This is a genomic window from Rhizobium sp. N122 (assembly GCF_002211295.1).
GTDB lineage: Bacteria > Pseudomonadota > Alphaproteobacteria > Rhizobiales > Rhizobiaceae > Rhizobium.
Genome location: NZ_LOKU01000004.1, coordinates 110,427 through 123,632 on the forward strand (window position 1 = coordinate 110,427; position 13,206 = coordinate 123,632).

The window sequence follows — 13,206 nt, forward strand, 5'->3', positions numbered from 1 at the left end:
CGCCCCCGTGCAAACGGGAGCGGCTGAATGTGAACGGTCGATGGCACCACAGCCGATTATTCGATGACCTTGTTGGCGCGGGAAAGCACGCTCTGCGGCAGGGTGACGCCCATCTTGGCGGCCGCTGCCTTGTTGACGACGAGATCGCTGCCGGCAGCGGTCTTGACCGCGATATCGCCGGGGTTTTCGCCCTTCAGCACCCGCACGACAATGTCGCCCGTCTGCTTGCCGACATCGTAATAGTTGAAGCCGAGGGCGGCGACCGAACCGCGCGAAACCGAATCCGTATCGGCGGTGAAGAGCGGCAGCTTGCTCTCTTCGGCAACCGCGACGGCGCCTTCGAGCGCCGAGATGATGGTGTTGTCAGTCGGGATGTAGATCGCGTCGGCACGGCCGACGAGGGCGCGGGCCGCACCCTGGACCTCGGCCGATTTGGTGGCCGCCGATTCCACAACCTTCAGGCCGGCCTTGTCGGCTTCGGCCTTCAGCACGGCGAGCAGCGAAACGGAATTCGCCTCGCCGGAGTTGTAGAGATAACCGATGGTTTTCACATCGGGCAGGATTTCCTTGATCAGCGCCAGATGCTCGGCGACCGGCGACATGTCGGAGAGGCCGGTGACGTTGCCGCCTGGTTTGTCCATGTTCTTGACGAGCTGGGCGCCGAGCGGATCGGAGACCGCGGTGAAGACGACCGGAATGTCGCGCGTCGAGGAGACGACTGCCTGGGCTGAGGGCGTGGAGATCGGCACGATGACATTCGGCTCGTCGCCGGCGAACTGGCGGGCGATCTGAGCTGCCGTCGCCGGATTGCCCTGCGCCGACTCGAACACGAATTTCAGGTTCTCGCCCTCTTTATAGCCGGCGGCCGTCAGCGCATCGAGAACGCCCTTGCGGGCTGCATCCAGCGCCGGGTGCTCGACGATCGCCGTCACGGCAACCGTGACGTTTTCAGCCTTCGCGGGCAGGGAAAGGGCCAAACTGGCGGCAAGTGCGAGAAAAATCGGGCGCATGGGTGTCCTCCTGAATGATTTTGAGGGCACTTTTAGGAAAAGCGCCCCCTGAAATCAATCGCGGAGAATTGTAGCAAGGATCAAACTTGCTGATCAGTCGTCGGCGCCGTGATTGGCGATCATCATCGCTTCGAAGGCCAGACGCTCGGTCTTGCGCATGCGTTCGGACTCTGATTTCAACTGGCCGCAAGCGGCAAGAATATCGCGGCCGCGCGGCGTACGGATCGGCGAAGCGTAGCCTGCCGAATTGATGAAATCGGCGAACTTCTCGATCTGCCCCCAGTCGGAACACTGGTAGTTGGTGCCCGGCCAGGGATTGAACGGAATGAGGTTGATCTTCGCCGGCACGCCCTTCAACAGCTTGATCAGCCCCTTGGCGTCTTCCAGGCTGTCGTTGACGTCCTTCAGCATCACATATTCGAAGGTGATGCGCCGCGCATTGGAGAGACAGGGATAGGCCTTGCACGCCTCGATCAGCTCCTTCAGCGGATACTTCTTGTTGATCGGCACCAGAATGTCGCGCAGGTCGTCGCGCACCGCATGCAGCGAGATCGCCAGCATGACGCCGATCTCCTCGCCGGTGCGGAAGATTTCCGGCACGACGCCGGAGGTGGAGAGCGTCACCCGACGCTTGGAGAGCGACAGGCCGTCACCGTCCGTGGCGATCAGCAATGCCTGCTTGACGGCATCGAAATTGTAGAGCGGCTCGCCCATGCCCATCATGACGATATTGCTGACCTTGCGCCCTTCGGCCGGCATGATCGTACCCTGCGGCGCTTCGCGATCGGGGAAATCGCCGAGCCGGTCGCGGGCAAGCAACAGTTGCGAGAGGATCTCTTCCGCCGTCAGGTTGCGCACCAGGCGCTGCGTCCCGGTGTGACAGAAGGAACAGGTGAGCGTGCAGCCGACCTGGCTAGAGATGCAGAGCGTGCCGCGGCCCTCTTCCGGAATATAGACGGCTTCGATCTCGACCGGGCGGCCGGCGCCCCGCGGGGGGAAACGCAGCAGCCATTTGCGCGTGCCGTCATTGGAGACCTGCTCCTCGACGATCTCCGGACGCGCGATGGTGAAATGCTGCTTCAGCATCTCGCGCATGTCCTTGGCGACATTCGTCATATGGTCGAAATCGGAGACGCCGCGCACATAGATCCAGTTCCACAGCTGCGCGACGCGCATCTTGATCTGCTTCTCGGCCACGCCCTTTTCCCGAAGCGCCGCCCCCATCTCCTCACGTGAAAGCCCGATCAGGGACGGCTTTTCGACGCTGGCAGACGTGTGCGCCTGCGGCTTGGTGACAACGATCGCATCCATGACGGACATAGTCTTTAGATCCCGAATTCAAACACGTAACCGCCCCGCAAGCCCGCGGACTTCAGGAGCAAACCGGAAGAGGTGAGGCGCATGACGGCACATTGGCAGAAAATGAATGGCGGAACGGCGACTGACATCGCGATCTGTCCGCTGTTGGCGCGCCCTTTAGCATCATTTTGTCCGCCCGTCACTATAGATGGAAAACAGCAAAGGCCGGCGCAAGGCCGGCCTCTTGAAACTCTGTGGCTGGAGACCGCTTACTTGCAGCTTTCGATCTGCTTCAGCGCAGCCGAGATGCCGGAGAGCGAATAGCTGTAGGAGGTGCCGGTGCCCTTGCGCGAGACGGCATTCACCGTCATCGAATGACCGGTCTTCATTGCGGCGACGAGGGCAGGCTCCTGCGCCGCATTCTCGACCCAGCCGGCCTTGTCCTTGGTGAACATCACGAAGGTCTTATTGTCGATGACGACATTGATCTTCGAATTTTCCTTCACCGTGTAACCCATCATCGCCTGCGGTTCGTAGGAGATGTTCTGGCCCGGGCGCTGCGAGACGATGAAGAAATTATCGCCATGGTCGACGCTTGCCGGCTGCTTTGCCGTCGGAACGGACAGCACGTAGCAGACGGTGCTGCTGCCCGACTTGTAGGAGTAGGCGCCCCATGCCTGGAACTGCTGGATGCGGTTCGGCGCGGCGGCCTGCTGCGCTGCCGCAACTCCGGCCATGGCAAGGGTGAGTGCGAGAGCGGATACGATACTTTTTACAAACATGGATTCCTGCCGGTTCTTGCGATCAAGGCCCGAAGCGATCATAGCGGGCGCCGCATAATCACGATCTGCTTTATTTTGACTTAATTCAGGTTACCAAATGGTCAACAATGGCTGCGATTTGTATCTGCCTGTGTCATTTCAGCTCGGGTATCAATTTTCGCCCCTTTGACGGTATCGGCCGCGACACCGTGCCCCGATGGCACTGGCCGTCCGTTCGGCTGAATTTAAGACACAAAGATTCAGGCAAGAGTTTGACCTTTCCCAAATCCGTTGTACCTCAGTAAGACTTGGAAATCCGATACGAAATTATTGCCGCAGGGGGCTCGTGAGGGGACATGGATGCCGAGGAAAGACAGCGTTTCGCTGCCCTCGCGAAGGCCGTCGCCAGGGATCGCGACCAGCAGGCCTTTTCCATCCTGTTCGACTATTTCGCACCCCGGCTGAAAGGTTGGCTGATGCGCCAGAAGATGACGAATGCCGAGGCTGAGGAACTGGTGCAGGAGATCATGATCGTGCTCTGGCACAAGGCGGATCTCTACGATGCGACGCGATCGTCCCTCTCGACCTGGCTTTTCCGCATTGCCCGCAATCGCCGCATCGACCAGCAGCGCCGCGCCAACACCCGCATCTTGGACGAAACCGACCCGGCCCTGCAGCCGCCGGCCGAGATCGGCGCCGAAGACATCGTCGCCAATGACGATCGCGACGCCAGGATACGCGCCGCCGTCGGCCAATTGCCGGAAGAGCAGCGCGACATGCTGCGCGCCGCCTTCTTCCTCGGTCAATCGCATTCGGAGATCGCCGAAGCGACCGGGCTGCCGCTCGGCACGGTGAAATCGCGTATCCGGCTCGCCTTCGGCAAACTCCGCAAGGTGCTGGAGCGCGAAAACGCTTAAATGGTTTTCATCGTTTCCTCAGTCCGGTCGGCCAGAACGCGGTCGGCCGCCTCATAATGGCCCGGGCGGATATGGCCGCGCACCATGGCGAAGGCGGCCGAAAGCACGGCGATGTCGTCGGAAAAGCCGATGACGGCGAAAACATCCGGGATCATGTCGATCGGCATGACGAAATAAGCGAGTGCCGCAAGCAGCACGCCGCGCACCTTCGTCGGCGTCTGCGGATCGAGCGCGCAGTAGAAACCGGCAACGACATCGCGTGAGAACGGAATTTGCCGCACGGCGCGGCGGAAGGTCGGCCAGAATTTCTGCCTGACCGTCTTTTCCCGCCGGCTCTGCGTGTCCTCGTCGCCTGGCAACAGGATTTCCCCGAATTTGACCTCGTCCATCCCTTCCATCCTTTCGTCCCTGCGAACATATGGTGATGGCGCGGGCTCTTTCAATCGGCCCCGCTTTTAGACGCCGCGTCGGGCCGCGGCCTTGTCCATCGCCTTGGCGAGCTTGAAATCCAGCTCTGTCAGGCCGCCGGCGTCATGCGTATTCAGCGTCACATCCACCCTGGAATAGACGTTGAACCATTCAGGATGGTGGTTGAGCTTCTCCGCCCTAATCGCTGCTTCGGTCATGAAGCCGAAAGCCTCGACAAAGTTTGCAAACTTGAACGTCTTCGATATCGAGGACGCCGTATCATTGAGCGCCCAGCCTGCAAGCCCAGCCATTTCAGCCTCGATCGTAGCCCGTTCCAGTCTTTCCATTTTCATCCCATGGTCCTCTCATCTGTCGACAGGCCTACCGATGAAACACATCAGCGTCCTCTTCGTTTGCATGGGCAATATATGCCGTTCTCCGCTAGAACAGGATGATTTTAGGCCGAGTCGGCCTAAAATCTGAATCCTGTTCTACATTAAAGAGTTAGAGCATGATGTCGTCCGAAAACCGCTTACACTTTTCGGCATCATCCTCTGGCCCAGGGAATTTTTCGCCATCTCGTCGCCGAGGCAGGTTTGACCGGCCGTTTCACGATCGATTCCGCCGGCACCGGCGGTTGGCATGAAGGCGAGCCGCCCGACCGGCGGTCGATCGCCACGGCGAAAAGCCATGGTATCGACATATCCGGGCAACGCGCCCACCGGATCTGCTCCAGCGATTTAGGGATTTCGATCCTGGCCATGGGTCGAGACAATGTGGCGGCGCTCGAAACGATCGCGTCGCCTGAGGCGACCATCCGCCTCTTCGGCGATATCGCGCTGGGAACGGGAGAGGATATTCCCGATCCCTATTATGGCGGTCCCGCAGGTTTCGAGCTGGTCTATACCAGGCTTTTGACCGGCTGCAGCAGCCTGCTCGAAGCGCTGGGCACCGAGCGCGCCTCGTGCAGCGGGAACACTTCCTCGGTGAGGTAGGGCCCGCCGCCGACCGATTCGCGCGACGACAGCAGCACAAAACGCGGCGCCGTGAAGGTTGACGTGTGGAAATTGCCGCGTCCGGCCAGATATTGCACGACATCGTCGAGCCGCGAGGATTTGAGCCGTGCCAGCGTCACATGCGGAGTGAATTTGCGCGGATCCGGCGGCAGCCCGATGCGCTGGCAGATCCGCTCGATCTCGCCCTGCAGGGCATGCATCTCCGGCGATTGAGAAACGCCGGCCCAGACCGAATGCGGTTTCTTCGAGCCGAAGGAACCGATGCCTTCGAGCCGGAATTGGAATTCCGGCCGATCGATCCGGTCGAGGCGTTCTACTATTTCATCGGCCGTGCGGCCGTCGACATCACCGATAAAGCGCAGGGTGATGTGGTAATTCTCCACATCGATCCATCGTGCTCCGGGGAGGCCACCGCGCAGCAATGAAAGGCTCATCGCCGCATTGCGCGGAATTTCGAGGGCGGTAAACAGTCTCGGCATAACGAGCACTCCCCGAATCTTTTGCAGTGCTTACACGGAATCATGCAATCAATAACCGCGCAAGCCCCTATTTCTTCACAGAAGAAATCGTCCCGACGAAATTTGTGACATCGGCTTCCATCTTCTGAACCATGACATCCACGCCCTTCGCATTCGGATGCATGCCGTCGTCGAGTTTAAGCCCCGCATCGAGCGCCACGCCGTCGAGAAAGAAGGCATATAGCTGAACTCCGTGTTTCTCCGAAAGTTTCCGATAAATCGGATTGAAGCGTGCAGCATAATCCGCCCCCATGTTGGGCGGCGCCATCATGCCGACCAGCAGCACGGCAATGCCGCGCTCCTTCAGCCGCGTTATCATCTGGTCGAGATTTTTCTCGCTTTCTTCAGGCGGGATACCCCGCAGCGCATCGTTGGCGCCGAGCTCCAGAATGACGCCGTCGGTGCCGTCGGGTATCGACCAGTCGATGCGCGCAAGCCCGCCTGTCGTCGTGTCGCCGGAGACCCCGGCATTGGCGATGGCGACATTGAGTCCCTTTGCCTTCAGGGCCACCTGCAACTTTTCCGGAAAGCCGTCGCCGGGCGGCAATTGGTAGCCCGCCATCAAACTGTCCCCAAAACCGACGAGATTGATCGTCCGGGCATTGGCTGTGGCGGCAAAGATCAGCGAGACGGCAATGACGGTGAATTGAAGCGCGGCAACTTTAAATCTCATTCTGGCTTCCCTAGATTGGCGAAGTGCCGTTATGCGGCTGTTTCGTTATGGATTTATATAGGGCGATTTCTGTTGGCAAAAACCATCATCGAGTTGAAGGGTGCCGATCTGACGCTTGGCAGTGCGGCCGCTTCCGTGCATGTGCTGAAGGGCATCGATCTCGATATCACGGCGGGTGAATCCGTCGGCATCGTCGGTCCCTCCGGCTCCGGCAAGTCGACCCTGCTGATGGTGCTTGCCGGGCTGGAGAAGCTCGACAGCGGCGAAATCAACATCAACGACACACCGCTCCACGCGCTGAGCGAGGATCAGGTCGCCGATTTCCGCGGCCGCAACATCGGCATCGTCTTCCAGTCCTTCCACCTGATCGCCAACATGACGGCGCTGGAAAACGTTGCCGTGCCGCTCGAGCTCGCCAATGTCGGCAACGCCTTCGAGATCGCCCATCGCGAGCTGAAGTCGGTCGGCCTCGGCGAACGGCTGAACCACTATCCCGGCCAGCTTTCCGGCGGCGAACAGCAGCGCGTGGCGATCGCCAGGGCGCTCGCCCCCTCGCCCGCCTTGCTGATCGCCGACGAGCCGACAGGCAATCTCGATACCGAGACCGGCCGCCAGATCGCCGACCTGCTGTTCTCAAAGCAGGCCGAGCGCGGCATGACCCTGCTGCTCGTCACCCACGACGTCTCGCTGGCAAACCGCTGCTCGCGCCAGATTCGCGTCCGTTCCGGCAGGATCGAAGGCGACAGCACCGCCCGCCGCAGCGAGGCGGCCATCGCATGAGCATCATCACACCGCGCGTTTCGCTCGCTTTTCGCCTGGCGCTGCGCGAGCTGCGCGGCGGCATTGCCGGCTTCTACATCTTCCTCGCCTGCATCGCGCTCGGCACCGGGGCGATTGCCGCCGTTAATTCCGTCTCCCAGTCGATCACCGATACGATCGCCTCGCAGGGGCAGGAACTTCTGGCCGGCGACGTCCGCTTCGAACTCAACAACCGCGAAGCCACACCTGAGGAAATGCGGTTCCTCGAAGGCCTGGGCACCGTTTCGGTGTCGACGGGACTGCGCTCGATGGCCCGCAAGCCTGACGGTTCCGATCAGGCGCTGGTCGAGGTCAAGGCCGTCGACGACGCCTACCCGCTCTTCGGCAGCTTCAAAGCCGAGCCGGACTATCCGCTCGCAGCCCTGCTTTCGGGCCAGGGCGGCACCTATGGCGCCGTCGCAGCACCCCTCCTTCTCGATCGGCTCGGGCGGGCGGTCGGCGACGAATTGCTGCTCGGCAATGTCAAGCTCAGCATCACCGGCACTGTCAAAACCGAGCCGGATGCACTGTCGGAAGGTTTCGGCTTTGCGCCGCGCCTGCTCGTCAGCCGCCGGGCGCTCGAAGCCTCCGGGCTGATCCAGACGGGAAGCCTGGTCGAACATGCCTATAAGATCCGGCTGGAAGACAAGGGCGCGATGACGGGCATCCAGGCCCGCGCCGCCAAGGAATTCCCTTCCGCCGGCTGGGCTGTCCGCACCAGCGACCGCGCCGCGCCCTCGCTCACCGAAAACATCACCCGCTTCTCGCAGTTCCTGACGCTGGTCGGCCTCACCGCGCTGATCGTCGGCGGCGTCGGCGTCGCCAATGCCGTGCGCGCCTTCCTCGATTCCAAGCGTACCACCATCGCCACCTTCAAATGCCTGGGTGCGCCGGCCCAGCTCGTCGTCCTGATCTATCTCTTCCAGATCGCCATCATCGCCCTTGGCGGCATCATGATCGGCCTTGTCATCGGCGCCCTGTCGCCGATCTTCGCCGCCCAGTTCCTGGCACAGTTCCTGCCGGTCTCCACCGCGCCGGCGCTCTATCCCGGCGCCCTGCTGCTTGCCACGCTGTTCGGCATCCTGACGACGCTCGCCTTCGCCATCCTGCCGCTCGGTCATGCCCGCGAAGTGCCGGCAACCGCACTCTTCCGCGAGCAGGGCTTCGAAGCCCGCCACCTGCCGTCCTGGCCCTATATTCTGCTGGCCGCCCTGTTCATGGCCGGCCTTGCCGGCATTGCCATCCTCACCGCCTATGACCGCTTCATCGCCGTCGTCTTTGTCGGCGCGATCGTCTTTGCCTTCGTCGTGCTGCGCCTCGTCGCAGCCGCGATCGCCTGGCTTGCGCGCCGCAGCCCGCGCGTCAACTCGCCGGCACTGCGGCTGGCGATCGGCAACATCCACCGCCCCGGCGCGCTGACACCCTCGGTCGTGCTGTCGCTCGGCCTCGGCCTGGCCTTGCTGGTGACGCTGACCCTGATCGACGGCAACCTGCGCCAGCAGCTGACCGGCCGCATGAACGAGGGCGCGCCGAACTTCTTCTTCGTCGATATCCAGAGCGCCGAGGTCGGTGCTTTCCGCGATCTCGTCCAGGCGCAGGCGCCGAAGGGCAAGCTCATGGAGGTGCCGATGCTGCGCGGCCGCATCGTCGCCTTCAACGGCGAAGACGTCACCAAGATGAACGTGCCGGCCGCCGGCCGCTGGGTGCTGAACGGCGACCGCGGCATCACCTATGCCGACACCCTGCCGGAAAATGCCGCTCTGACCGAAGGCAGCTGGTGGGACAAGGATTACAGCGGCGAGCCGCTCGTCTCCTTCTCCTCGGAAGAGGCCCATGAACTCGGCCTGAAGATCGGCGACAAGGTCACGGTCAACGTGCTCGGCCGCGACATCACCGCCAAGATCGCCAATCTGCGCCGCGTCCAGTGGGAATCGCTGTCGATCAACTTCGTCATGGTCTTCTCGCCGAACACTTTTCGCGGCGCGCCGCACGCGTGGCTGGCGACGCTCACCGATCCTTCCTCGACGCCGGCCGAAGATGCGGCGATCCTGAAATCCGTCACCAACACCTATCCGACGATCACCAGCGTCCGCGTCAAGGACGCCATCGACATCGTCAACCAGCTGGTGGCGCAGCTTGCGACCGCGATCCGCGCCGCCGCCTCCGTCGCCCTCATCGCCTCGATCCTCGTCCTGGCCGGGGCGCTTGCCGCCGGAAACCGGGCGCGCACCCACGATGCGGTGGTGCTGAAGACGCTCGGCGCCACCCGCGCCATGCTGATCCGCGCCTTCAGCTACGAATATCTGATCCTGGGGCTGGCGACCGCGATCTTCGCGCTCGCCGCCGGCGGCCTTGCCGCCTGGTTCATCGTCGCCCGCATCATGCGCCTGCCCTCGACCTTCCTGCCCGATGTGGCGGGGCTGACACTCGTCACCGCCCTCGTCCTGACGGTCGGCATCGGCCTGATCGGCACCTGGCGCATCCTCGGCCAGAAGGCGGCGCCCGTTCTGCGCGAGCTTTGACCGGGCAGCGGCAGCCAAACCCTTCACCTTACGGCGATTTAACCGGCCGGGCCGTTGCAACCCTCTTGTTTGCGGTGAACGAAAGCCTCATATTGTCGGCAGGCATGCTGGAGCTCCGCAGCGGCGCCCGGGTCGAAAACCCGACACCGTATCTCCATCGGAGCTTTTAAGAGGAAACTATGGCTGACCTTCGTAACTATCAAAGCCGCGCGCAGACCGGCGAGATGATTGATCAAGGCCTGCGCGCTTATATGCTCAAGGTTTACAACCTGATGGCGCTGGGTCTGGCGATCACCGGTGTGGCCGCATATCTCGGATTCAACTTCGCTGTTCAGGACGGACAACTCACCCAGTTCGGCGTGCTGCTGTTCCAGTCGCCCTTGCGCTGGGTCGTGATCCTCGCGCCTCTCGCGGCTGTCTTCTTCCTGAGCTTCCGTATCAACAGCATGAGCGTGGCCGCCGCACAGACGACCTTCTGGGTCTATGCCGGACTGGTCGGCCTGTCGCTCTCGTCGATCTTCCTGGTCTACACCGGCCAGAGCGTCGTGCAGACCTTCTTCGTCACCGCCGCCTCTTTCGGCGCGCTGTCGCTTTACGGCTACACGACGAAACGTGATCTGTCGGCGATGGGCTCGTTCCTGGTCATGGGTCTTTTCGGCCTGATCATCGCTATGATCGTCAACGCCTTCCTGGCTTCGTCGGCCATGCAGTTCGCGATCTCGGTGATCGGCGTTCTGATCTTCGCAGGCCTCACCGCCTACGACACGCAACGGATCAAGGAGCTGTACCTGGAAGCCGATGACGTCACTGTTGCCGGCCGCAAGGCGATCATGGGCGCGCTGACGCTCTATCTCGACTTCATCAACCTCTTCATGTTCCTGCTGCAGTTCATGGGCAACCGCAAATAAGCAGGCGGACAGAGATCGAAAAGGCGGCTTCGGCCGCCTTTTTTGTTGCGTTGATTTTGCCGGGATGGTTTTAGAGGAGCCCTGCCTTCCTGCTGGACCAGCCGCCAATGTCATTCCTCCTGCGCGATGCGTTGCAAGCCGATATTCCCGCCATCACCGGTATCTACCGGGAATCCGTGCTGAACGGCACGTCGAGCTACGAGATCACGCCGCCGTCCGAGGCCGAGATGGCGCAGCGTTTTTCGGCAATCGTCGGCCAGCAATACCCCTATATCGCCGCAGCCGGTGCGGATGGGATTTTGCTCGGTTATGCCTATGCCTCGGCCTTTCGCGTCCGCCCGGCCTATCGCTGGATGGTCGAGGATTCGATCTATCTGGCGCCCGAAGCCCGCGGCCGCGGCATCGGCAAAGCATTGATGGCCGAGCTGATCGAGCGCTGCACCAATCTCGGTTTTCGTCAGATGATCGCCGTCATCGGCGGCGCCAGCCCCGCCTCGATCGCGCTTCATCTCAAGACGGGCTTCGTGGAGGTCGGCCTGATGCGGGGCGCCGGCTACAAACACGGCCGCTGGCTAGATACGATGCTCATGCAGCGCGTCCTCGGCGAGGGCATGACGACCGATCCGGATCCCTCCGCCTATCCCGGCACGCTGTTTGCCGGCTGATGGATGTGCCCGGAAGCGTGAAGCGGTTCCGGGATAACGACATGCAGAAAAAGGCCTCCTACTTGTCGACGAGCTTCAGCGCCTTGTCGAACACCTTCAGCACCTGGTTCAGCTCGTGACCGCGCTTCAGGATCGTGCCGTGGACATTAATCACGGAATAGGCGCCCTGCTTGGCGGCGAGCTTGGGATTTTTCTCGATGCGGAAGAGCGGCATTTCACCGGAGCGTTTGAAAACGGAGAACACCGCCTTGTCCTTCAGGTGATCGATGGCGTAGTCGCGCCATTCGCCGTCACCGACCATACGACCGTAGATCCACAGGATGGCATCCAGTTCGCGCCGATGAAAGGTCACCGGAAGCGGGTCCTTGCTCTGCTTGTATTCCCTGAGATCGACGACGACTGAGGAACTATTGTCGACGGAACGGCTTTCGCCGTGTCGCAAATCCGGCTGTTCTGTCATTCAGTCTCCAAGGCCTCTGCATGTGACAGGAGAGTGACAGTGTGCCCGAGCCGCCGCAAATTGCAAGAGCGCCGGCCGTCACATTCGGCCGCACCACCGCGCGCGCATCAGCGCGCATGGACGCTGGAGCACTTTGAATCGGCGCATCGTCCGATGCGCGTGACAGCGCTGTCGCTTTCTCGGCAGCGCCGCATTTCAGTCAAAACAGCGCCTCATTTGCAGGGGATTTATGAATCCCGGTTTGGCGCCAGCGCGCCAAAGGGCCCGGCGGAGCGTATCGACCTTAACCCCAGCCCCGAATACGTTCAGCCGGGCCGCCCGGTACTTCACCCGCAAACGGATGAAATCTCAGATATTTTTTCCCGCCATCACCACGGTCGCCCCGAGGATCGCCGCCGGATCGCCGTTGTCGTTCGCCGATTGCAGCAGAATCGCACAACCCTCGAGCTGCGGCCGCTGCAGCACACTGGCCGGCAGCGTCAGACTGGTCGCCTTGCCGTCCCACATGCCGACCGTCTCGACATTGGTGACGCTGTGCAGATAGGAGAGCTTCTTGCCGCTGTTCTCGCCTTTTTCGACCTCGATGGTCTTTTCCTTGTCGAAATAGACCATCACGACATTGGCTTTGCCCTGTCCCGCGCCGATCTTGATTTCCAGCTCGTCGCCGCGCATCGACGCGCTGATGGGAACCGTCAGCCCGTTGCCTTCGCCGCTATAGGTGTCGATCTTGTTGTTGATGCCGCTGAGATCGGCGCCGGCCAGATGGCCGCGCCCGTTGACGATCGCCTGCGGCGTATAGACGTTGCTGCGGCCCATAGTCCTGGCATAGCCGTATTGCCGCTCGGTGTTTTCCTTGGAGCTCAGCGTATCGGCCCAGCCGAGGTAGTTCCAGTAATCGACATGATAGGCGAGCGCGATGACATCGCCCTGGCTCACCAGCTTGCGGAAAGCCGCGTCAGCCGGCGGGCAGGAAGAGCAGCCCTGTGCCGTGAAGAGTTCGACGACACCTTTCGGCGTGCCGTCTTCGGCCTGCAGTGGGCCTGAGAGAACAACGCCGGCGATCAGCGGAATCAAAAAACGGGGGGACATTCACCTGCACCTCTTTTTCAGCGCCGACGGCGTGTTCCAACCGGAGGCCCTGACATATGAACGTACGAATAATCCTTCCGGGTCCAAACGAAAAGTCACGAACGGGTGAGACGCAGCGCAACCGGAACCCGCAGAAAACAAATCATTGTGAGCCCCCTCAAA

Annotated in this window: 15 protein-coding genes; 6 read left to right on the top strand and 9 right to left on the bottom strand. The window is 61.6% G+C overall.

What is annotated here, in order from left to right:
- Positions 1 to 56: 56 nt before the first annotated feature.
- From ATY75_RS04425 to ATY75_RS04435, 3 genes are all read right to left on the bottom strand, one after another.
- A complete protein-coding gene (locus tag ATY75_RS04425; protein WP_088936596.1) occupies positions 57 to 1,010 on the bottom strand; it encodes an ABC transporter substrate-binding protein in 954 nt (317 codons plus the stop codon).
- 93 nt (positions 1,011 to 1,103) lie between these two features.
- A complete protein-coding gene (gene rlmN, locus ATY75_RS04430) occupies positions 1,104 to 2,330 on the bottom strand; it encodes a 23S rRNA (adenine(2503)-C(2))-methyltransferase RlmN (RefSeq protein WP_088936597.1) in 1,227 nt (408 codons plus the stop codon).
- Positions 2,331 to 2,578: 248 nt separating this feature from the next.
- Positions 2,579 to 3,091, bottom strand: coding sequence for an invasion associated locus B family protein (locus tag ATY75_RS04435; protein WP_064841479.1), 513 nt, complete (start codon positions 3,089 to 3,091; stop codon positions 2,579 to 2,581).
- 335 nt (positions 3,092 to 3,426) lie between these two features.
- Between ATY75_RS04435 and ATY75_RS04440 the strand changes: the two genes are divergently transcribed.
- A complete protein-coding gene (locus ATY75_RS04440; RefSeq protein WP_088936598.1) occupies positions 3,427 to 3,987 on the top strand; it encodes a sigma-70 family RNA polymerase sigma factor in 561 nt (186 codons plus the stop codon).
- Here the strand turns inward: ATY75_RS04440 and ATY75_RS04445 are convergent.
- Both ATY75_RS04445 and ATY75_RS04450 read right to left on the bottom strand, forming a co-directional pair.
- On the bottom strand, positions 3,984 to 4,376 hold the full coding sequence (locus tag ATY75_RS04445; protein ID WP_054182404.1) for a YkvA family protein: 393 nt from the start codon (positions 4,374 to 4,376) through the stop codon (positions 3,984 to 3,986). The two genes, ATY75_RS04440 and ATY75_RS04445, sit on opposite strands and share 4 nt — an antisense overlap.
- 66 nt (positions 4,377 to 4,442) lie before the next feature.
- On the bottom strand, positions 4,443 to 4,748 hold the full coding sequence (locus ATY75_RS04450; RefSeq protein WP_088936599.1) for a 4a-hydroxytetrahydrobiopterin dehydratase: 306 nt from the start codon (positions 4,746 to 4,748) through the stop codon (positions 4,443 to 4,445).
- A gap of 201 nt (positions 4,749 to 4,949) precedes the next feature.
- On the opposite strand from ATY75_RS04450, the gene ATY75_RS04455 reads away from it, so the two are divergent.
- Entirely contained in the window at positions 4,950 to 5,390 is a 441-nt protein-coding gene (locus ATY75_RS04455) for a low molecular weight protein-tyrosine-phosphatase (protein ID WP_088936600.1), read from the top strand.
- Here the strand turns inward: ATY75_RS04455 and thpR are convergent.
- Together thpR and ATY75_RS04465 are read right to left on the bottom strand one after the other, a co-directional pair.
- Entirely contained in the window at positions 5,297 to 5,890 is a 594-nt protein-coding gene (thpR, locus tag ATY75_RS04460) for an RNA 2',3'-cyclic phosphodiesterase (RefSeq protein ID WP_088936601.1), read from the bottom strand. The two genes, ATY75_RS04455 and thpR, sit on opposite strands and share 94 nt — an antisense overlap.
- Positions 5,891 to 5,957: 67 nt before the next feature.
- Positions 5,958 to 6,602, bottom strand: a complete 645-nt coding sequence (locus tag ATY75_RS04465) for an arylesterase (RefSeq protein ID WP_088936602.1) — start codon at positions 6,600 to 6,602, stop codon at positions 5,958 to 5,960.
- A 72-nt stretch (positions 6,603 to 6,674) separates the two neighbouring features.
- On the opposite strand from ATY75_RS04465, the gene ATY75_RS04470 reads away from it, so the two are divergent.
- The 4 genes from ATY75_RS04470 to ATY75_RS04485 all read left to right on the top strand — a co-directional run bounded on the left by ATY75_RS04470 (position 6,675) and on the right by ATY75_RS04485 (position 11,495).
- Entirely contained in the window at positions 6,675 to 7,382 is a 708-nt protein-coding gene (locus ATY75_RS04470) for an ABC transporter ATP-binding protein (RefSeq protein ID WP_064841018.1), read from the top strand.
- The gene (locus ATY75_RS04475; protein WP_088936603.1) at positions 7,379 to 9,922 is read left to right on the top strand and encodes an ABC transporter permease; all 2,544 of its coding nucleotides are present in this window, start codon (positions 7,379 to 7,381) and stop codon (positions 9,920 to 9,922) included. Before ATY75_RS04470 ends, ATY75_RS04475 begins: the two co-directional genes overlap by 4 nt.
- Positions 9,923 to 10,101: 179 nt before the next feature.
- A complete protein-coding gene (locus ATY75_RS04480; RefSeq protein WP_064841020.1) occupies positions 10,102 to 10,830 on the top strand; it encodes a Bax inhibitor-1/YccA family protein in 729 nt (242 codons plus the stop codon).
- Positions 10,831 to 10,937: 107 nt separating this feature from the next.
- Positions 10,938 to 11,495, top strand: coding sequence for a GNAT family N-acetyltransferase (locus ATY75_RS04485; RefSeq protein ID WP_088936604.1), 558 nt, complete (start codon positions 10,938 to 10,940; stop codon positions 11,493 to 11,495).
- Positions 11,496 to 11,553: 58 nt separating this feature from the next.
- Here the strand turns inward: ATY75_RS04485 and ATY75_RS04490 are convergent, their stop codons facing one another.
- Both ATY75_RS04490 and ATY75_RS04495 read right to left on the bottom strand, forming a co-directional pair.
- Positions 11,554 to 11,955 carry a DUF2794 domain-containing protein gene (locus tag ATY75_RS04490; protein WP_064841022.1) on the bottom strand — a complete coding sequence of 134 codons (402 nt, stop codon included), beginning with the start codon at positions 11,953 to 11,955 and terminating at the stop codon, positions 11,554 to 11,556.
- Positions 11,956 to 12,303: 348 nt separating this feature from the next.
- Entirely contained in the window at positions 12,304 to 13,044 is a 741-nt protein-coding gene (locus ATY75_RS04495) for a thioredoxin family protein (RefSeq protein ID WP_065092536.1), read from the bottom strand.
- Positions 13,045 to 13,206 lie beyond the last annotated feature (162 nt).